The sequence below is a fragment of the Neorhizobium sp. JUb45 genome (genome assembly GCF_004343585.1).
In the GTDB taxonomy this organism is placed as follows: domain Bacteria; phylum Pseudomonadota; class Alphaproteobacteria; order Rhizobiales; family Rhizobiaceae; genus Neorhizobium.
Genome location: NZ_SLYW01000008.1, coordinates 101,032 through 121,579, shown reverse-complemented (window position 1 = coordinate 121,579; position 20,548 = coordinate 101,032). Strand labels below are relative to the sequence as shown.

Below are 20,548 nucleotides of genomic sequence, written 5' to 3'. Positions count from 1 at the left end.
TTTCAGGAGAGGATGAATGCTCAGACGAGCTCGAGCCAGACCGGAAAATGGTCGGATCCCTTGGCGTCCATATCGACAAAAACATCCCGGACGCGCGGAAAGAGAGCATGATTGACAAAGCAGTAATCGAGATGGGCCTTGGCCGGCCCTTCCGGCGGTTCGATCCAGCTGTAGCAGTCGGATGTAAGGCGACCAAAACGCGCCAGAACATCGACGAGCTGGTTGCTGCGCAATGCGCGGCCATAGAAACGGTCATCATGCCCGACCATGGCGATATATTCCGGCGTCTCCGGTTCCATGTTGAAATCGCCCATCACGACAAAATCCTGCGGCAGCGGCAGTTCTGGAAATCTGTTGGAGCCAATACCCGTCAGAGAACCACCCTCGGCCACAAAGTTCAAAACCCGTTCTTTGAGAAAGGCGATCTGCGCCATGCGCTCATCGGGCGACACATGATCGAGATGGACGGAATAGACGCGGATGGCGCCATCCGGCGTATCGATGACCGCCTCGACGGCGCTGCGCTGCAGGTTGATAAGCTCGACACTGTGGCTACGCGGCAAAAGCAGGTTCCGGGTAGCAAGAATTGGCCAGCGCGACAGGATCATGTTACCGAACTGGAAACGCCGCTCCTTGCGACGACCATTTTCGACCACGAAGTCGAAAAGCACGTCGCAACCGGCGCCATAAGAGATGAAGAAGTCGGGAAACAGTTCCTGCAGGGCGGCAACCATGTCGACGTGATCGTTTTCCGGCGATCCGCGTGTGACCTCCTGCAAGGCGATGACATCGGCACCAGCGAGGCTCTTGGCGATACGTTCGAGGTCGAAAAGGCCGTCGAGGCCAAAACCATACTGGATGTTATAGCTGACGAACTTCATGATAATCTTTGACCTTGGCCCCTATGGGCGATATCCAAACCGCAAACCGACTATCAGATAAGTGACGGCAAAAAGATGAAATTTCTTGACGAGGCAAAAGTATACATTCGCTCTGGCGACGGCGGCGCCGGTGCGGTCTCGTTCCGTCGCGAAAAATTCGTCGAATTCGGCGGACCGGATGGTGGTGACGGTGGTCGTGGTGGCGATGTCTGGGTCGAGGCCGTCAACGGTCTCAACACGCTGATCGATTTCCGCTTCCAGCAGCACTTCAAGGCGCAGACCGGCATCCATGGTATGGGCCGCAACCGTACCGGCGCCAATGGCGGCGAAGTGACGCTGAAAGTGCCGGTCGGCACACAGATTTTCGAGGAAGACAACGAAACCCTGATCATCGACCTGACGCGCGAAGGTCAGCGTTTTCGCCTCGCCAAGGGCGGCAATGGCGGTTTTGGCAACTCACACTTCAAGACCGCGACCAATCAGGCACCGAACTGGGCCAATCCGGGCCTTGAAGGCGAAGAAAAGACCGTATGGCTGCGTTTGAAGCTGATCGCCGATGCCGGTCTCGTTGGTCTGCCGAATGCCGGCAAATCCACCTTCCTTGCATCGGTTACCCGTGCGCGGCCAAAAATCGCCAACTATCCATTCACGACGCTGCATCCAAACCTTGGCGTCGCCACCATTGACGGCCGCGAATTCGTTTTGGCCGATATTCCCGGCCTTATCGAAGGCGCGCATGAAGGCGTCGGCATCGGCGACCGTTTCCTTGGCCATGTGGAGCGCACCCGCGTTCTCTTGCACCTCGTTTCCTCGATGGAGGAAAATGTCGGCAAAGCCTACAAGACGGTCAAGACAGAACTGGAAGCCTATGGCGGCGGATTGATTGACAAGCCGGTCATCGTCGCCTTGTCACAGATCGACATCCTCGATGACAAGGAACTGAAGAAAAAGACCAAGGAGCTTGAAAAAGCGAGCGGCCAGACGCCATTTGCGATTTCGGCCATCACCGGCAAGGGCATGACGGAAGTTCTGCGCGCCCTGCGCGACATCATCGTCGAGGCGAGCGGCACCAGTGAAACCGCCCTGCCCGATCGTTCCGCACCAGTTCAGAACGACCTCGACGAGGACGATGACGAATGACAGCCGGCCGCAAATCGATTGCCAGCCACCGCCGCATCGTCATCAAGATCGGCTCGGCTCTTCTTGTTGATCGCGGCACCGGGCTGAAATCGCGCTGGCTCGATGCAGTCTGCGCCGATATTGCGGCATTGAGAGCGCGCGGCAGCGAAGTGCTCGTCGTTTCCTCCGGGGCCATCGCGCTCGGTCGCACCGTTCTGGGCCTGCCCGCCGGTGCGCTGAAGCTTGAAGAAAGCCAGGCAGCCGCAGCCGTCGGCCAGATCGCGCTGGCGCGTGCCTGGTCGGAAAGCCTGTCTCGCGACGCTATCGTCGCCGGACAGGTGCTGCTGACGCTGGGCGATACCGAGGAGCGGCGTCGCTACCTCAATGCCCGCGCAACGCTGAAACAGTTGATGAAGATGGGCGCAGTGCCGATCATCAACGAAAACGACACTGTCGCCACATCGGAAATCCGTTATGGCGACAATGATCGGCTGGCTGCCCGCGTGGCCACCATGGCGGGTGCCGATCTTCTGATCCTGCTTTCCGATATCGACGGACTTTACACGGCCCCCCCGCATATCGATCCTGAAGCGCAGTTCCTTGGTGAGATTGCTGAGATTACACCCGAGATCGAAGCCATGGCCGGCGGCGCGGCATCCGAGCTGTCACGTGGCGGCATGCGCACCAAGATCGATGCCGGCAAGATCGCGACAGCCGCCGGCTGCGCGATGATCATTGCTTCCGGCAAGACCGAACACCCGCTCCGCGCCATAGAGGACGGCGTTCGCTGCTCGTGGTTTGCGCCGGCGACCACGCCGGTCAATGCCCGCAAGACATGGATTGCCGGGCATCTTCAGGCGAGCGGTGAACTTCATGTCGATGCAGGTGCGCAAAACGCATTGCATGGTGGGAAAAGCCTTCTGCCCGCCGGTGTCCGCAGGATCAGCGGCCAATTCAATCGTGGTGACACGGTTGCCATTATCGGTGTTGATGGCCGCGAAATCGCGCGGGGTCTCGCCAGTTATGATGCCGATGAGGCTCGGCAGATTGCCGGTCGTAAATCCGGCGAGATCGAAAACATTCTCGGCTATGCAGGCCGCGCCGCCATGGTCCATCGCGACGACCTGGTTGTAACCGGCCATCACGCGCTTGCAGAGGAAGCAAAAGTCAGGGAGGACGCGCATGCTGGATAGAGTTACCGGAGCGGCGGATGTCGCCGCCGTGATGGATATGATCGGCCGCAATGCCAAAAGCGCTGCACGCATTCTCGCCACGGCTTCGACGCAAGCAAAGAACGCTGCCCTGCAGGCCATGGCCGACGCTATCCTGGCAGCAGAAGACAAATTGCTGGCTGCCAATGCCGCCGACCTGAAAAACATTGAAGGCAAGGGACTTCTGCCTTCCTTCATCGACCGCCTGACGCTGACAACAAAAAGCATAGCGGGCATGGCTCAAGGCCTGCGTGAAATTGCTGAGTTCAAGGATCCGGTCGGTGAGGTGATCACCGCCTGGGATCGCCCCAACGGTCTGCAGATCGAGCGCGTGCGCACCCCGCTCGGCGTCATCGGCGTCATTTATGAAAGCCGCCCGAACGTGACCGCCGATGCCGGCGCACTATGCCTTAAGGCTGGCAACGCGGTTATTTTGCGCGGTGGCTCGGATTCCGCCCTTTCATCGCAAGCTATCCATTCCTGCCTGGTTGAAGGGCTGAAAGCCGCTGGGCTTCCGGAACATGCCATCCAGCTGGTGCCGACGACGGATCGCGCAGCGGTTGGGGCCATGCTTTCGGGTCTCGATGGCGCGATTGACGTGATCGTGCCGCGCGGCGGCAAAAGCCTGGTCGCGCGTGTGCAAAACGAAGCCCGTGTGCCGGTTTTCGCTCATCTTGAGGGGCTTTGCCACATCTATGTGGATGCCTCCGCTGATCTCGACATGGCACGCAAGATTGTTGTCAACGCCAAGATGCGCCGCACCGGCGTTTGCGGCGCGGCCGAAACCCTGCTGATCGACGCTTCTGCCGCGGACACGCTGTTGAAGCCGCTGGTGGATGTTCTCCAGCAAGCCGGCTGCGAAGTGCGTGCCTCTGCTGATGTGCTTGCTAAGGTCCCTGGCCTCGCTCCGGCCACCGAAGAAGATTGGCGCACGGAATATCTGGATGCCGTCATCTCGGTGAAGCTGGTCGACGGCATTTCGGGCGCAATCGACCATATCGATACCTATTCCTCGCACCATACCGAAGCGGTGATCGCAGAAGATCCGCAGGTCGTGACGCGCTTCTTCAACGAGATCGATTCTGCCATCCTGTTGCACAACGCGTCCACGCAGTTTGCCGATGGCGGCGAATTCGGCATGGGAGGCGAAATCGGCATTTCGACCGGCAAGATGCATGCCCGTGGCCCTGTCGGCGTCGAACAGCTCACCTCGTTCAAATACCGCGTGCATGGCACCGGCCAGACAAGGCCCTGATCGCTGGTGGAGGAGGAAGCAGCCGTCGATCGCCGCTATCTGCGCATGCCGCATGTCGAGCGCGGCATGACCGTCGGCCTGTTCGGCGGTTCGTTCAATCCCCCGCATGAAGGCCATCTGCTGGTGGCGGAAATCGCCATGCGCCGGCTGTCCCTTGATAATCTCTGGTGGATGGTGACGCCGGGCAATCCGCTGAAAAGCCGCTCGGAACTCGCCTCCCTGAGCGACCGGATCGCTGCCAGTGAAAAGCTGATCAACGACCCGCGCATCAAGGTGACCGCCTTCGAGCAAAATCTCGATACGCGCTTCACGGCCGATACCGTGGCGCATGTGGCGGCGCGCAATCCCGGCATCCGTTTTGTCTGGATCATGGGCGCGGACAGCCTGAAAACGTTTCATCTATGGCAGAACTGGCGCCAGATCGTCGCCACCTTCCCGATCGCCATCATCGACCGGCCGGGCGCAACGCTGTCACTTGTGTCTTCGACAATGGCGCGTGCCTACGACCATGCCCGCGTCGATGAGGAAGACGCGGCGGGCCTTGCGCTGCGCCCTGCACCGGCATGGACATTTGTCCACGACCGCCGCTCGACCATCAGTTCCACCCAGTTGCGCGCAAAGGCACGACAAAAAACGTGAACGGTCCAATCGCGCTACGGTCGCAATCCGATCGTCATCACTCTTGAAAGATTATCCGTTCGATGCCACCTTCTTTCTTGCGATCCCGCTTGTATCTGGGATTCGCGAGTGCCTGTTTTGTCTTGGACGAAAGGAAAAACCCTGACAACAGTACACGCCAAGGGAAAGACCCAGCGTCTCCTCCCGACGAGCACCGACCGCGGCGCCGAAGCTGCTCATCGTGCTCTTGAACTGGTCCTCGCAAGCCTTGAGGACTCCAAAGCCGAAGATATCGTCACCATCGACATTGCCGGAAAATCGGCGCTGGGAGACTACATGGTCGTTGTCTCCGGGCGATCGAGCCGCCATGTCTCGGCGATCACCGATCACCTTGTTTCCGATCTAAAGGACGAAGGATACGGCGGTTCCCGTGTCGAAGGCCAGGAAACCGGCGACTGGGTGCTGATTGACACCGGTGACATCATCATCCATGTGTTCCGCCCTGAAATCCGCGAGTTCTACAATCTGGAAAGAATGTGGGCAGAGCCGGATTACGAGGAAAACACATTGCACTGACGGGTTCCTCACCGCAGACGTGAACCGCTAGGTGCCAATTCCGTTCCCGACACCGCCGTCCATACGGCGGTTTTGGATCGGAGGAACATGGCGGTTCAAAAATGCGCATCAGCCTATTTGCCGTGGGACGGTTGAAAGCCGGCCCTGAAAAGGAACTTGCGTCCCGTTACGTGGACAGGATGGCCAAGGCCGGCCCGGCTGTAGGCCTTGAGTTTGCACGTGTCGTGGAAGTGGCGGAAAGCCGTGCGTCCAATGCCGAAACACGCAAACGCGAAGAGGCCGGCATGCTGGACAAGGCGCTGCCGGAGGGCAGCGTTCTGATCATTCTCGACGAGCGTGGAAAATCCATGGACAGCGAGGCCTTTGCCGCGCTGATCGGCCGCTTTCGCGATCAAGGCAAACGCGATTGCATGCTGGCGATCGGCGGGGCTGATGGCCATGATGCGTCTTCCCGCGACAAGGCCGATGCCGTTATCAACTTCGGCGCAATGACATGGCCACACCAGTTGGTGCGCATTCTTCTGGCCGAGCAGCTTTACCGCACTGTCACCATCCTTTCCGGCCATCCTTACCACCGCGTCTGATGACGGTTTTCGACCGAATTGCCACACGTGATCTTGGCAGTAGCGTGAGTGCCCGAATCTGCTTAGTATCAAGCGATCCGGCAGAGATTCGCGGGACGGAATGAAGAGATCGACATGGATTGGCTGGACTGCAGCACTGCCGGCAACGGCGGTGTTTTTTGGCGTGGTCGCCGGTCCCTTTCCATTGATAAACCTGGCAGCGGCACAGGCGCAGGAAGACATCGATTTGTCGCCGCCACCGGTGACACCGCCCGAAACGCCTGCAACAGCCGATAGCGCTTCAGCGGAATTGCAGCGCAAACGCGATGAAACACGCGCCGAACTGGAAGCCCTGACAAGCTCGATCGACGTTTCCTCCGAAAAAGCACGGCAGATCGAAGAGAATATCGCAACGCTTGAAAAGAGCACCGCCAATCTGCGGCAGGCCTTGATCGATTCCGCCAAGCGGCGAAAGGATCTCGAGGAAAAGATCCTCGCAAGCGAAGAGAAAATTGCACAACTGGGCGTACGTCAGGACGCTCTCAAGAAGTCCCTGCATGACCGTCGCGCCATTCTGGCGGAGGTCTTGGCGGCTTTGCAGCGCATGGGGCGCAGCCCTCCGCCAGCCCTCCTCGTCACTCCGGAGGATGCACTCGGGTCGGTGCGCAGCGCCATTCTGCTGGGCGCCGTCGTGCCCGGCATGCGCAAGCAGGCAACGGCGCTCGTTGACGATCTGGAACAGCTGTCCTCGCTTCAGAAAGATGCAACGACTGAGAAGTCACGTGTTGCAGAAACGATTTCCTCCAGCCTGGAAGAAGACAGGCGTATGGGGCTTCTGCTTGTCGAGAATGACAAGCAGAGCCAGAGCAGCGCCACGGACCTTATCGCCGAACAGCAGCGCTCGGATGAACTGGCCGCAAGGGCAGAAAGCCTGAGCGGACTGATCGAGACACTGGAAAATGACATCACTTCCATCCGCGAAGCTGCGGAAAGGGCGCGTCTCGAAGAGGAGCGCCAGAAGATGATGAGCGCCGAAGAGCGCGAAAAAGCACGCCAGTTGGCCGAGAATGGCGTGCCCGACAAAAACCGCATTGCGCCCGCATATCCGTTTTCAAGCTTGCGGCAAAAGCTTGAACTGCCTGTGGCTGGCGATATCCTGCGTTCATGGGGCGATCCCGATGGTACCGGACATCCTGCTCGAGGCATGACCTTGGCATCAGGACCGAAAGCAGTGGTGACCGCCCCGGCAGATGGCTTGGTTGTATTCGCCGGCGCATTTCGCAGCTATGGTCAGATGGTGATTCTCAATGCCGGCGATGGCTATCACGTTGTTATGACCGGCATGAACAGCGTGAATGTGCGACAAGGCAAGTTCGTCTTTGCTGGTGAACCAATCGCCTTGATGGGCGAAAAAAGAGTAGCAAGCGCGACTGCGTTGGCGCTGGAAACAGATCGCCCAACGCTTTACATTGAATTCAGGAAAGATGGCAGCCCGGTCGATTCGGCACCGTGGTGGGTCAAAAAGGACACTGGAAGGGCACGCAATGATTCGTAGGGCTTCTCTTGTCATCGTCGGCGCACTCATGGGTGCCACAGCGATGAGCGTGATCTATTCGGCCGGCGTTCCGGCTCAGGCAGCCGGTTCCTCGACCTATCGTGAACTGTCGGTTTTCGGCGATGTCTTCGAGCGCGTCCGTGCCCAGTACGTGACGCCGCCAGACGAAGAGAAGCTGGTCGAGAACGCCATCAACGGCATGCTGACCTCTCTCGATCCGCATTCGAGCTTCATGAATGCCAAGGATGCCGACGACATGCGCACCCAGACAAGGGGTGAGTTTGGCGGTCTCGGCATCGAAGTCACGATGGAAAACGAACTGGTCAAGGTCATCACCCCGATCGATGACACCCCTGCTTCCAAGGCAGGCGTTCTGGCCGGCGACTTCATTTCCGAGATCGATGGCGCGCCGGTGCGCGGCCTGAAGCTCGAAGATGCCGTCGAAAAGATGCGCGGGCCGATCAACACGCCGATCAAACTGACGATCATCCGCCAGGGCGCTGACAAGCCGCTCGACATCACGGTCGTACGCGACACGATTGCGGTTCAGGCCGTCAAGTCTCGCGTTGAGGGCGATGTCGGTTATGTTCGCGTCATCTCGTTTACCGAAAAGACCTATGAAGGCCTCGAAAAGGCGATCAAGAAGATCAAGGCCGACGTTCCAGCCGACAAGCTGAAGGGCTATGTGCTCGATCTTCGCCTCAATCCGGGCGGTCTTCTGGATCAGGCAATCAACGTATCCGACGCTTTCCTGGAGCGTGGCGAAGTGGTTTCGACCCGCGGCCGCAATGCCGAGGAAACCCGCCGCTTCAATGCCAGCGCAGGCGACCTGACGGATGGAAAGCCCGTCATCGTTCTCGTCAATGGCGGCTCTGCGTCCGCTTCGGAAATCGTTGCCGGCGCCCTGCAGGATCTGAAGCGCGCCACGGTGGTCGGCACGCGTTCCTTCGGCAAGGGCTCCGTCCAGACGATCATCCCGCTTGGTGAAGCCGGCGCACTGCGCCTGACCACCGCGCTCTATTACACGCCGTCCGGCAAATCGATCCAGGGCACCGGCATTGAGCCCGACATCAAGGTCGAGCAGCCATTGCCGCCGGAATTGCAGGGCAAGGTGAAGGCGGAGGGCGAATCCAGCCTGCGTGGCCACATTACCGGCCAGAGCGAGACGGAAGAAGGTTCCGGTTCGGCTGCCTATGTGCCGCCGGAAGCGAAGGACGATCTCCAGCTGAACTACGCGCTCGACCTTCTGCGTGGGAACAAGACGGACCCATCCTTCCCGGCGCATCCTGACAAGGCTGCCGCTGCCGTGAAGCCGTAAGAGCCACAACATTTGATGAAACCGGCCCGTTTTCGGGCCGGTTTTCTTTATTAAGTCAAAACATCAAGGCGGACGATCTTTGGGGACCGATCTTCACGCACCGCTTGGGCGGGACCGCGCGGCGCGGCTGCGACGTTCACGACGAACCTCGATCGGTGTCATTTTCGGAATGCTGGTTGGCGCCGGCGTTCTCGGCTTCTCCTTTTATGCCATGCGGTCTGACCCGGCCCTTCAGAAGACCGAGATGGCCTCAAATGTCGCCCCTGCCGCTTCTTCCGAAGAAGATCGCACCGCAACCGCACCTTCTTCCGCCAAGGTGGGCGTGCCGCGATCCGGCCCCAACAGCGGCGCAAATGTCCAGCGAACGCAGACCGATAACGGACAGGTCGTCACCACCTATTCTCCGCGACAACGCGATGGCGACGGTCCTCTGATCGTCGAGGCTCAACGCATAGGCCAGGACCCGCGCATGGCGGCCACGCCGAATGAGGATCTTGTCGAAGAGACACCGGAGGGACGCCTGCCGATCATCGGCCCGGACGGACTGCGGCCGATGGAACAATATGCACGTCCATGGTCAGGCGCACGCGGCGCGCGTATTGCCATCGTTGTTGGTGGGCTCGGCCTCAGCCAGACCGGAACACAGAACGCCATCCGCACGCTTCCGGCTCAAGTGACGCTTGCCTTTGCCGCAACCGGCAACAGCCTGCCTCGCTGGATGCAGGAGGCCCGCCGCAATGGCCACGAAATCCTCGTTCAGCTTCCCATGGAGCCATTCGACTATCCGAGCAACAATCCGGGCGGTTCAACCCTGGTCACGGAAGCGAATGTGAAGGAAAACATTGCAAACCTGCATGAAGCGATGGGCAAGATCACCAATTACACCGGGGTGATGAACTATCTCGGTGGCCGTTTTCTATCCGATGCCGATGCGCTGGAACCTGTCTTGCGCGATATCGCGGGGAGAGGCCTGCTGTTCCTTGATGATGGTTCGTCGGCGCAATCGCTGAGCGAGAAAATAGCCAAGCCCCTACAGCTTCCGCACGGTTTCGCCGATCTGACCCTGGATGCACAACTCGACAAGCAGGAAATCCTGAAAAAGCTCGATGAGCTTGAGCGTATCGCCCAACGCAAGGGTTTTGCGATCGGTTCCGCATCCGCTTTCGACGAAAGCATAGACGCGATTCAGCAATGGGTTGGCGAAGTCAGCAACCGTGGCATCGAGATCGTTGGCGTTTCCGCTGTCGTCGATGATCCCGCACATCCATGAACGGAAAAGAAATGAGCAAGACAAAAGAGCCCGTATCTGCAGACAGTCTGCCCTATCGCCCCTGTGTCGGCGTGATGGTCTTGAACTCCGAGGGTCTCGTCTGGGTCGGCCGCCGTTTGTCTGAGAACAATTCCGAATCCGATGGCTCACCCCAGCTTTGGCAAATGCCGCAGGGCGGCATCGATAAGGATGAGGACGCGCTTGTCGCCGCCCGGCGCGAACTTTTCGAAGAAACCGGCATGCGTTCGGTGACGCTGCTTGGTGAGTGCAAGGACTGGATCAATTACGATCTTCCGGCCCATCTGATCGGCATCGGGCTGAAGGGAAAATATCGCGGACAGGCGCAGCGCTGGTTTGCGTTTCGCTTCGATGGCGACGACAGCGAAATCAATATCGAGGAACCACCATCCGGCCAGCATCAGGAATTTGACGCCTGGGATTGGAAGCCGATGGCGGAACTGCCAAACCTGATCGTCTCTTTCAAACGCGAAGTCTACCAGAAAGTGGTCGCCGAGTTCAGCCATCTCTCGAAGAGGCCGGCCTGAACGGTAAGCCAGATTGCGAATAGAAAACGCCGGCAGTTTTAAACTGCCGGCGTTTTTTTGATAAATGGTGCTCTCTGTTATTCCGCCACGTCAGCGGAATCGGCGTTGAGCTGGCCGTACTTTTCTTCACCGATTTTGCCGAGGAGCTCCAGCTGCGTTTCGAGGAAGTCGATATGGCCTTCTTCGTCCATCAACAGTTCTTCGAAAAGCTTCATGGAGACATAATCCCCGGCGGTGTGACAGATGTCTCGGGATTCCTTGTAGGCCTTGCGAGCATCGTGTTCGCCGGCAAGATCCGCTTCCAGAACTTCCTTGACGTTCTGGCCAATGCGCAATGGCGCAAGCGTTTGCAGATTGGGATGACCTTCGAGGAAGATGATGCGGGCGACCAGCTTGTCGGCATGCCCCATTTCCTCGATCGACTCGGCACGTTCCTTCTTGGCGAGCTTGGTATAACCCCAATCCTCTAGAAGACGGTAATGCACCCAGTATTGGTTGACGGCGCCGAGTTCGAGGAAAAGAGCCTCGTTAAGCCGCTCGATGACCTTTTTGTCGCCTTTCAATGTCCGCTCTCCTGTTATCTTCGTGGAGTTGTTTCAGGCGGGACATATAATCAACTACTTCAGCTTCCGTCGAGTGGCGGTGAGCGTGATAGTCTTCGGTGGTGCGAATGATCAGATCGACGACATTGGGGAAGCAGCCGCAACAGCGGCCGCGCTTGGCCATGGAATGATAGACCTTGGCAGGGACGATGAGCTGCCAACAGTCCTCATCGAGCATCGTGACGATAGCGTCGCGAATTTCGTTGGCGGTGATGTAATTGCAGCTGCAGACTAGCATCCTTCAGGCCGTCCATAAACATGACATAGCTTATCCGCTTTCTTTCCCAAACAAGGGGCCGAATGTCAAGAAAATGAATCATCTCTCTAATATGCACGCTTTGCAAAACTCCTGTTTTGCCATTCCGGTGCGAATGGAGATCCGGCAGGATCAATGAAAATTTCTGCCTTTCGGCATAACCTGCGCCGGTTCAGAACCGCGCTGAACATTTGATATCGGTCCCTCTCCATAGGAATTTCGACGTTGCTGCGATTGCCTTGGATCCGGGCGCGACCCATTCAGAGCTTCATCGGCGCGCGGAAGAACGGCGAAGCGACGCACCTCCGTCTGCAGCAGCCCCAGCATCGGGGTCATGTCTTCGATATGTTCGACCACCGTATGGATGACGCCACTCTGACTTTGCAGGCGGCCAAAGATCTTGACCAGCCGCGACCCCATGACGACTGGCCGGTATTTCTCGAAAACCTTTGGCCAGACAATCGCATTGGCCACGCCTGTTTCGTCTTCCAGCGTCATGAAGATAACGCCCTTTGCAGAGCCCGGCCGCTGGCGCACCAGGACGAGGCCGGCAATCGTGACCTTTCTGCCGTTCGGGATATTGAGAAGATCGACACTGCGGCGGACACCCATCGCCTGAAACCGCTCCCTTAGGAAAGACACCGGATGTGCCTTGAGTGAGAGGGAAAGCGCACGATAATCCTCGATCACTTCCTCTCCCGGCAGCATGTTCGGCAACTGGGTTTTCGGTTCTACCTGCAAATCGAGATGAGCGACCTGATCGAACAGAGGCAGCTTTTCGACGGTGCTTTTGACGTCGAGGGCACGCACAGCCCACAGCGCTTCGCGGCGCGACAGGCCGATCGAACCAAAGGCATCCGCATCTGCCAGTTTCTCGATATCAGCCTTTTCGAGGCCGGATCGCAGCCATAAGTCTCGCACCGAACGATAACCCTCCCCCCGGTTGGCGACGAGTTTTTCGCGCATGGGCTTTTCCGACAGACCTTTGACCTGACGGAAGCCGAGCCGAACGGCGTGCTTGGTCAGGATGACATCGCGCATTTCGGCATGCCGACGATCGATCCGCCACCTATCGAATTGCGCCTCATGCAGGCTGCTATCCCAGCCGGAATCATTGATATCCACGGGAAGAACCTCGACGCCGTGCTCGCGCGCATCCCGCACCAGTTGCGATGGCGCATAGAAGCCCATGGGCTGGGAGTTGAGGATCGCCGTACAGAAGACGTCGGGATAAAAGGTCTTGATCCAGGACGATACGTAGACAAGCAGAGCAAACGAGGCGGCATGGCTTTCCGGAAAACCGTATTCGGCAAAACCTTCGATCTGCTTGAAGCAGCTTTCGGCAAAATCGAGCTTGTATCCATTTTCAAGCATCCCATCGATCATGTCCTGCCTGAAGGAATTGACACGGCCCGAGCGTTTGAAGGTTGCCATTGATCGGCGCAATGCATCGGCTTTGGCAGCCGTGAAACCAGCCGCAGTAATCGCGATCTGCATCGCCTGCTCTTGAAACAGAGGTATGCCAAGTGTCCGTTTCAAAACCTCCTCAAGTGCCGGGCTCGGATAAGTGATCGGCCTCTGGTGCCGCTCATCTTCACGACGCTTCAGATAGGGATGCACCATGTTTCCCTGGATCGGGCCGGGCCGGACGATCGCAACTTCGACAACCAGATCGTAAAACTCTCGCGGCCGCAGCCTCGGCAGCATGCTCATCTGCGCCCGACTTTCGATCTGGAACACGCCAATCGTATCGGCGCGGCAGATCATGTCGTAAACTTCCGGACGATTGCCCAGGTTCAGTCCTGCAAGCGTCTCGTCTCGTCCATAATGCTGGCGCATCAAATCGAATGCCTTGCGCAGGCAAGTCAGCATGCCGAGCGCCAGAATGTCGATTTTCAGCAGTTTCAGCGTATCGAGATCATCCTTGTCCCATTCGATCATGTAGCGGCCGGGCATGGCCGTCGGCATGATCGGCACGACCTCATCAAGACGGTCGCGGGTAATGAGAAAGCCGCCAACGTGCTGGGTCAGATGGCGCGGAAACCCCATCAACTCCCTGGCATAATGCATAACCTTGCGCGTCGTCTTGTCTTCCAGATCAAGACCAGCGGCCTTCGCATCGCGCTCGGTTACCCCTTCGTCCGACCAGCCCCAGACCGTGCTGGACAATGCCGCCTGCACATCTTCCGACAGTCCGAACGCCTTGGCGACCTCACGCCCGGCCATACGTGTCCGATAGCTTGTAACCGCCGCCGTCAGGCCGGCATGCCGGAAACCGTAATGGCTGTAGATATACTGGATGACTTCTTCACGCCGTTCATGTTCGAAATCGACATCGATATCCGGCGGCTCGTTGCGTTCCGTCGAAATAAAGCGCTCGAACAGAAGCGTCGAATTTTCAGGGTTCACCTCGGTAATACCGAGGCAATAACACACAGTGGAATTGGCGGCCGAGCCGCGCCCCTGGCAAAGAATTTTCAGGACTTTGCGGGCATGCCAGACGATATGGCGAACAGTCAGGAAATATGGCTCGTATTCCATCTCCTGAATCAATGCGAGTTCCTTGCCGATCGCCTCTTCCACCTTCGGCGGAATACCATCAGTAAAACGCTCTTCGGCTCCCTCCCATGTCAGTCTTTCCAAAGTTCTGGCCGGGGTTTCACCGGAAACACTTTCGTCCGGATAATTGTGCTGAAGCTCATCCAGCGAAAATTTCAACGTTTCGAAAAATCGCTCCGTATTGGCAACTGCCTCCGGATAATTCCGAAGAACACGCGCCATCTCTCGTCCATGCTTCAGATGGCGCTCGGCATTGGGAGCAAGGTGAAAACCGGCTGTCGCCACCGTCACATGTTCGCGTATCGCCGTCACCACATCCGAAAGCGGCTTTCGATCGGGAACGTGATAAAGTGGCTGATTGGTCGCGATGAGCGGAATGTCGGTACGGGTTGCGATGCCTGCAAGCGTCGCCAACGTCACCGCATCCCTGCCATCATAGATTGGCGACAGGACGAGATAGACTGCATCGCCAAACCGCCCCCGCAAAAGACCAAGGACATGCTCGATCTTCTCGATATCCTTGTTGTCGCTCATGCGGACGGGATCGACGACAACGGCGAGCATCATATTCGCTCCCCATTCCAGAATATCCCACTCTTCCAGAATGCAACTGCCCTTCGTCGTTCTCAGATTGCCGCGACTGAGCAGCCGGCAAAGATTGGCCCAACCCTGGCGATTGCAGGGATAAGCCAAAATATCCGGCGTTTCATCGGAAAACACCAACCGGGCACCGGGTTGGAATCGACACGGTGCCGGCATCTCCTTCTCATCCGCTTTCACGCCCTGCTTCGTCTGGCGAGCATGGATTTCGTGCATTTCACGCAGATAGTTATGGGCACGCACGACACCAGCCACGGTATTGCGATCCGCAATACCGATGCCGGACAGATTGAGCGCGCCCGCAGCAAACACCATTTCCTCCGGCCGGGCAGCGCCTTCGAGAAAAGAAAAATTGGTGCGCGCGCCGATCTCAAAAAAGCGTTGTTCGGACCTCATGCGAAAAGACCATGCATGAACCAGCGCTGCGTTGGATCGCGATCATAAAGGCCTTTTCGAAAGATCCAGAACCGATAGCCGGCTGTGGATTCCAGTCGAAAATAATCCCGTGTCGCCGCCTCTTCGTCATCCAGCCACCATTCGGGGCTTAGTCGCTCAGGCCCTTCCGCCCGCGCCACCTGGTGAGTGAGGCGGCGCCAGCGAAAACGCGTCGGCGGCCCATCGGGGATTTCGGCGGCAAAGCTTTCCAGAGGCTCCGGCACCCGGAAAAGACGGAGAGGCCGTTCACTACGCGAAAGAACCGCAGGGGTCTCGGGCATCTGTTTGCCGAGCGGCAAAGCCTCTATGGCGGGTACGAAAATCTCCGCTCTCTCGGGGATATGGCTTTCACGCAACTGATATGTCTGCAGGCAATCCGGCCCAAGCCGAGCCGCCACCTGATCCACGAACGTGGAGAGCGACAAATGTCTGCGATCCGTGGCAGCCAGGTCGGATTGCACACTCTCGAATGGCTCATGATGCAGCACGTTGAGACGCAGGATCTCGTAACCGAAACCGATATCGAGATGGCTCTGCAAGGAGGCGAGCCTTTCCGTGAACAATGCAGTAATCCTGTCCGCATCTCGCAAGGGGCGTGAGGCACCAGCCGAAATGCGCGACACCTGCCCATCGATGCGAAACAGCACCAGTTCGAACAGCCGCCCACCGGCACCCCGCGCTTCAAACCCGGAAAGCAGGCATTGCGCGATCTGCCGTGTGACAAAAAGAATGTCATCTTCCGACTTGATCGGATCGGCGAGACGGCGTTCGGCCGACAGGCTGGCAACCGGCCGACGTGGAGAGATGGGCTCCTCATCGTCGCCGCAGGCCTGATCGAGCCGCAGCATAACCTCTGCGCCAAAACGCCGCACAAGGGGCGCCCGTGGCGTCCGCATGAGATCGGCAACACGTTTCAGCCCGAGTTTCTGTAAAGCCGCAACCGTATTCGGACCAAGCCGCAGCGCGGCCACCGGAAGCGGCGCCAGCGCTTCCTCGCGATTTTCATCTCTGACGACACGATTGTCGCCATAATGGCACACCGCCCATGACAGGCCCGGAGACGAAGAAATCGCGCCACGCACTTCCAATCCCATCTGGGAAAGGCGATTGAGAATGTCTTCCAGCAAGGCGGCTTCGCCACCCATGAGATGAGCGCAGCCGGTAATGTCCAGAAAAAGGCCGTTGCGTCCTTCCAGCGCCACCAGAGGCGTATAACGGTCGCACCAATCGGCAATGCCTTCGAGGAGCCGGTGATCGGCGGCCTGATCTTCGTCGATGACAATCACATTGGGGCAAATGGCCCGTGCTTCGGCCAGCCCCTGCCCGAGCCGAAGGCCCAGCCGGCCCGCCTCTTCATCGCAGCCGACAAGACGCAAGGTGTTGTCGGCAAAAGCGACACAAACGACTGGTCCCGTTTCAGGACGCCCGCTCGAACGCCAGCCGTGTCCCCATTGCCGCCGCAGCACCCGATCGATCGACAATCTTGGAAAGGTCAGAGCCAGAATACGCTGCTGTCCCGTTCGCAAGGACAGATTTTGCTGGGGTGTGAACAATTGAGAGGCGGCGGTCATGGGAATTCCATTCCAGAAGCAGAGAGAATGGAGTCGGGTTGCGGCTCCTTTCCAGGGTGAGACGAAAGACGGAATGCCCGATGCTGCCGCCAAGCATGGTTCCATCGGCGAGATACCGGTTTGCTGCCGGTGCAGTTTCGACCAGAAAACGGAAAGTGGCGCTGCTTGCCTCTTCCTCTCCGGCCTGCCGCAAGATCAGCAGGGGACGCCCTGCTGTTTTGGCGCGAAGGCTCAACCTGCGGCTTTCGGTGAGGCCGAAATGCCGAAGATTGCCGCTCACTTCCAAAATCGTCACGGCAAAAGCGCCGCTTGCCGCCGCCGCTTCCGCCAGCCACAGCGCATCCTCAAGCTTGCGAGGCCGCGCATGCAGAAAGGTCTGTGGTGAAATTCCAAAATCCATCAGACCCAGCGCATAGGGCATGCCGGCTTCCAGAACGGCGAGACGGTCAGCGATCCAGAGGATCGGCAGTCCATTTCCCACGCCTTGGCCGACCGAAATGCCGTTACGCTCATTTTGCACAAGCGCTGCAATGGCCAATGTAAAACCGCTGGCCGCACCGGCATCCTTCATGGCCCCGGTGCGGATTTCAGTCAGCCCATCCAAAGGCAAACCGCCATCGAGCACCTGATCGAGAGCATCAACCTCAAACGGAAGCCGCTCCCGCTTTTCCTGCGTGCTAACGATCTCTTCAGCCCTGTCGCCCGAAGTATCGAACGCCCGGATATTTTTGCCCTCCATACGGGCAATGGTTTCACGCAGGGCAAAGACTGCCTCCTGCGCCATAGCTTTCCCAGCCATGACGTCAGCTCCCGTCCAGATATGTTCACTTTATGTTCTTATGGATTCCAGAGCTGGCTTGAGGAGTCAACCGCAATGTGAAATGATTCCCATTACGATTGCGCTGAGCATTGAATCCGCACTCGAAAAATTTTCTCAAAAAGCATATATGCATGGCCATAAGGAGTACCCATGGCCCGTATCGACCAGACCGACGATTGGCGTGATCGCCATGCGCCCACCATCAGTGCCTTTGAATCGCTTGCGATCGAAGCCTATGGTGTCTTGCCTGCAGAATTCCGAGCACTGACAAGCAACCTGACGATCGAAATCGAGGATTTTCCCGATGACGACGTTTTTGAAGACATGGCTTTGGAAACGCCCTTCGATCTGCTCGGCCTTTTCGAAGGACGCGGCATTTCGGAGCGTTTCACCGTCGAGACAGGTGAGCTGCCGAACCGGATCAGGCTCTATCGCCGCCCGATCCTGGATTACTGGGCGGAAAACGAGGAAACACTGGGCGATATTATCACCCATGTGCTGATCCACGAAATCGGCCATCATTTCGGCCTCAGCGACGACGACATGGAGCGCATCGAGGAAAGCGCAGACGCCGCCGCTTCTGCCGAACGATAAGGACTTACTGTTCGCCGAGCTTCATGTCGGGATGGTAATCCTTGCCCTCTACCGTCTTGGTAACAGGCTGGGCGCACTGCATTTCGCCGGTCTTGGCATTAAAGGCATAGGCCGGAGAACCTGCCAGTTCCCAGCCCTTGTTCAGGGCCAACGTCACTCTGTGACAAAATGCGGCGTCATCCGGCCCGGTGAGAAGACGGTAAAGCTTCATGCGTTTTTCCTTCGCTCTGCGATGCGGTTTGCTTGTGCGACCAGTTTTTCCGCCTGCATCAGATGCAGGCGTTCAACCATGCGGCCATTCATGGTGATGACATTGAAATTTTGGGCCTCGGGCCGGGCAAAGCTGGCAATGATCGCCTGCGCCTCCTCCACCGCTTCACATGAGGGCCCAAAAGCGCGATTGGCGGTTTCGATCTGGAGCGGGTGGATCAGCATCTTGCCGTCAAACCCCATGTCGCGGCCCTGGATACATTCCTCATCGAACGCAGCATGATCTCGAAAATCGTTGAAGACGCTATCGATCACATCCAGACCATAGGCGCGTGCAGCCAGCACCACCTGCATCATCCAGGGCACGAGATACGTGCGTCCTGGCCGGGCCGGAACGCCGGTATCCTTGCGAAGATCGTTGAGACCGATCACAAAACAATCGAGCCTGCTTCCGGCATCCCGTGCCGTGCGGGCGATATCGACCGCATTGGCAATACCGCGCGCGGTTTCCATCATCGCCCAGATCCGTACTTGCGATGATAGGCCTAAAAGGCGCTCTTCAAGCCATGCGATGGATGCGGCATCGTCCACCTTGGGCAGCGCGACAGCATCAGGAGCCAGATCGCGTACAAGTTCGATGTCTTCCAAACCGAAACAGGAATCCAACGCGTTGATGCGGATTATCGTTTCTCGGCCCTGCAAGGGCGTTTCCGCAAAAAATCGGCGAAGGTTATCTCGCGCCTCGGCCTTCTTTTCCGGAGCAACTGAATCCTCAAGATCAAAGATCACCGCATCGCAATCAAGCATATGGGTCTTTTCCAGAGCCCGCTGGTTGATGGCAGGAACACTGAGAACGGATCGGCGCAGGCGAACAATGTCGGAAGGATCAGGCATGCCACTTTGTGCCAAGCTTTCAGCCTGCACGCAATATCGTGATCACGCCTTGATCATTTCCAACTCCTCAACCCTCTTGCAAGTAAGATGTGAAAGCCCCACATTGCCTGCATACAAAGGGATTTAAACAATCATGCAGAACATCCGCGCCTTCTTCCTTGCTGTGTCCGGTATTGCCGTCATCGCACTTGTGGCTGTCCTCACCGCGTCTCTGACAGCCGCCTTTGCCGGCATGCTGGCAATCTTCACGGGCATCCGCCTGCTTTCGTCGCGCCTGAAGCCTGTTCCGGTACGTGCCACAACTGCCAAGCCGGAAAACATGCGCGTCTGGAACGACGGTCGCGGAACGATCATTGATCTTTAAGGTAGAGCGTACCAACGGGTACCGTACCGGTTGAAGACGAATCGACCTTCAAATCCCGCCGATTTTGCTCTATTGGCATGATCTTCTGCACAAGAAGACCATTGAAGGTTTGCCATGGAAAAGTTCACCACCCTGACAGGCGTTGCCGCACCGCTGCCGGTCGTCAACATCGACACCGACATGATCATTCCGAAGGATTACCTGAAGACGATCAAGCGGACCGGTCTCGGCAAGGGCCTTTTTGCGGAAGCCCGTTATAACGAGGACGGCAGCCCGAACCCCGATTTCGTGCTCAACAAGTCCGCCTACCAGAACGCAAAAATCATCGTTGCCGGCGACAACTTTGGCTGCGGCTCGTCGCGCGAACATGCGCCATGGGCTCTGCTCGACTTCGGAATCCGCTGCGTGATCTCCACGTCCTTCGCCGACATCTTCTATAATAACTGTTTCAAGAACGGCATCTTGCCGATCGTCGTTTCCCAGGACAATCTCGACAAGCTGATGGACGACGCTTCACGCGGTTCCAACGCCATTCTGTCGATCGATCTGGAAGCACAGACGATTTCCGGCCCGGATGGCGGTTCGATTACCTTCGACATCGATGCGGCGCGCAAGCACATCATGCTTGAGGGCCTGGACGATATCGGCACGACCCTGAAGAACGATGCCAGTATCGGTAGTTTCGAAAACAAGATGCAGGCCGATCGCCCTTGGCTCTGACCGCGGCCTTAG

Annotated in this window: 21 protein-coding genes; 13 read left to right on the top strand and 8 right to left on the bottom strand. The window is 57.9% G+C overall.

Annotated features, from left to right (window positions below; translation table 11 throughout):
* Positions 1-20: 20 nt before the first annotated feature.
* Positions 21-881, bottom strand: coding sequence for an endonuclease/exonuclease/phosphatase family protein (locus EDF70_RS23895; RefSeq protein ID WP_132278672.1), 861 nt, complete (start codon positions 879-881; stop codon positions 21-23).
* A gap of 75 nt (positions 882-956) precedes the next feature.
* Between EDF70_RS23895 and obgE the strand changes: the two genes are divergently transcribed.
* The 10 genes from obgE (at position 957) to EDF70_RS23845 (ending at position 10,911) form a co-directional block, all read left to right on the top strand.
* The gene (gene obgE, locus EDF70_RS23890) at positions 957-2,021 is read left to right on the top strand and encodes a GTPase ObgE (RefSeq protein ID WP_132278669.1); all 1,065 of its coding nucleotides are present in this window, start codon (positions 957-959) and stop codon (positions 2,019-2,021) included.
* Entirely contained in the window at positions 2,018-3,193 is a 1,176-nt protein-coding gene (proB, locus tag EDF70_RS23885; RefSeq protein WP_132278666.1) for a glutamate 5-kinase, read from the top strand. Before obgE ends, proB begins: the two co-directional genes overlap by 4 nt.
* Entirely contained in the window at positions 3,183-4,466 is a 1,284-nt protein-coding gene (locus tag EDF70_RS23880; protein ID WP_132278663.1) for a glutamate-5-semialdehyde dehydrogenase, read from the top strand. The genes proB and EDF70_RS23880 overlap by 11 nt, the downstream gene beginning before the upstream one ends.
* A gap of 45 nt (positions 4,467-4,511) precedes the next feature.
* A complete protein-coding gene (locus tag EDF70_RS23875) occupies positions 4,512-5,105 on the top strand; it encodes a nicotinate-nucleotide adenylyltransferase (protein WP_132278894.1) in 594 nt (197 codons plus the stop codon).
* A gap of 108 nt (positions 5,106-5,213) precedes the next feature.
* Positions 5,214-5,660 carry a ribosome silencing factor gene (gene rsfS / locus EDF70_RS23870; protein WP_132278660.1) on the top strand — a complete coding sequence of 149 codons (447 nt, stop codon included), beginning with the start codon at positions 5,214-5,216 and terminating at the stop codon, positions 5,658-5,660.
* 101 nt (positions 5,661-5,761) lie between these two features.
* Complete coding sequence (rlmH, locus tag EDF70_RS23865) at positions 5,762-6,244, top strand: 23S rRNA (pseudouridine(1915)-N(3))-methyltransferase RlmH (RefSeq protein ID WP_132278658.1); 483 nt, start codon at positions 5,762-5,764, stop codon at positions 6,242-6,244.
* Positions 6,245-6,344: 100 nt separating this feature from the next.
* Entirely contained in the window at positions 6,345-7,778 is a 1,434-nt protein-coding gene (locus tag EDF70_RS23860; RefSeq protein ID WP_132278656.1) for a murein hydrolase activator EnvC, read from the top strand.
* On the top strand, positions 7,768-9,096 hold the full coding sequence (locus EDF70_RS23855; protein WP_132278654.1) for a S41 family peptidase: 1,329 nt from the start codon (positions 7,768-7,770) through the stop codon (positions 9,094-9,096). Before EDF70_RS23860 ends, EDF70_RS23855 begins: the two co-directional genes overlap by 11 nt.
* A gap of 79 nt (positions 9,097-9,175) precedes the next feature.
* Entirely contained in the window at positions 9,176-10,366 is a 1,191-nt protein-coding gene (locus tag EDF70_RS23850; protein WP_245519313.1) for a divergent polysaccharide deacetylase family protein, read from the top strand.
* 11 nt (positions 10,367-10,377) lie between these two features.
* A complete protein-coding gene (locus EDF70_RS23845; RefSeq protein WP_132278652.1) occupies positions 10,378-10,911 on the top strand; it encodes an RNA pyrophosphohydrolase in 534 nt (177 codons plus the stop codon).
* 77 nt (positions 10,912-10,988) lie between these two features.
* Here EDF70_RS23845 and bfr read toward each other — a convergent pair whose 3' ends face one another.
* The 5 genes from bfr to EDF70_RS30400 all read right to left on the bottom strand — a co-directional run bounded on the left by bfr (position 10,989) and on the right by EDF70_RS30400 (position 17,733).
* Positions 10,989-11,474, bottom strand: coding sequence for a bacterioferritin (bfr, locus tag EDF70_RS23840; protein ID WP_132278651.1), 486 nt, complete (start codon positions 11,472-11,474; stop codon positions 10,989-10,991).
* A complete protein-coding gene (locus EDF70_RS30405; protein ID WP_132278650.1) occupies positions 11,440-11,751 on the bottom strand; it encodes a (2Fe-2S)-binding protein in 312 nt (103 codons plus the stop codon). The genes bfr and EDF70_RS30405 overlap by 35 nt, the downstream gene beginning before the upstream one ends.
* Before the next feature lie 150 nt (positions 11,752-11,901).
* Complete coding sequence (locus EDF70_RS23830; RefSeq protein WP_132278649.1) at positions 11,902-15,324, bottom strand: error-prone DNA polymerase; 3,423 nt, start codon at positions 15,322-15,324, stop codon at positions 11,902-11,904.
* Complete coding sequence (locus EDF70_RS23825) at positions 15,321-16,889, bottom strand: DNA polymerase Y family protein (protein WP_281033632.1); 1,569 nt, start codon at positions 16,887-16,889, stop codon at positions 15,321-15,323. Before EDF70_RS23825 ends, EDF70_RS23830 begins: the two co-directional genes overlap by 4 nt.
* A complete protein-coding gene (locus tag EDF70_RS30400; protein WP_245519312.1) occupies positions 16,780-17,733 on the bottom strand; it encodes a hypothetical protein in 954 nt (317 codons plus the stop codon). Before EDF70_RS30400 ends, EDF70_RS23825 begins: the two co-directional genes overlap by 110 nt.
* A 171-nt stretch (positions 17,734-17,904) precedes the next feature.
* Between EDF70_RS30400 and EDF70_RS23820 the strand changes: the two genes are divergently transcribed.
* On the top strand, positions 17,905-18,348 hold the full coding sequence (locus EDF70_RS23820; protein WP_132278645.1) for a metallopeptidase family protein: 444 nt from the start codon (positions 17,905-17,907) through the stop codon (positions 18,346-18,348).
* A gap of 4 nt (positions 18,349-18,352) precedes the next feature.
* Here EDF70_RS23820 and EDF70_RS23815 read toward each other — a convergent pair whose 3' ends face one another.
* Together EDF70_RS23815 and EDF70_RS23810 are read right to left on the bottom strand one after the other, a co-directional pair.
* Positions 18,353-18,559, bottom strand: coding sequence for a DUF1737 domain-containing protein (locus EDF70_RS23815; RefSeq protein WP_132278643.1), 207 nt, complete (start codon positions 18,557-18,559; stop codon positions 18,353-18,355).
* Positions 18,556-19,452: a CoA ester lyase gene (locus EDF70_RS23810; protein WP_132278641.1), complete on the bottom strand. Its 897-nt coding sequence runs from the start codon at positions 19,450-19,452 to the stop codon at positions 18,556-18,558. Before EDF70_RS23810 ends, EDF70_RS23815 begins: the two co-directional genes overlap by 4 nt.
* A 133-nt stretch (positions 19,453-19,585) precedes the next feature.
* On the opposite strand from EDF70_RS23810, the gene EDF70_RS23805 reads away from it, so the two are divergent.
* Both EDF70_RS23805 and leuD read left to right on the top strand, forming a co-directional pair.
* Entirely contained in the window at positions 19,586-19,816 is a 231-nt protein-coding gene (locus tag EDF70_RS23805) for a hypothetical protein (protein WP_132278639.1), read from the top strand.
* A gap of 114 nt (positions 19,817-19,930) precedes the next feature.
* Entirely contained in the window at positions 19,931-20,536 is a 606-nt protein-coding gene (gene leuD / locus EDF70_RS23800) for a 3-isopropylmalate dehydratase small subunit (RefSeq protein ID WP_132278637.1), read from the top strand.
* Positions 20,537-20,548 lie beyond the last annotated feature (12 nt).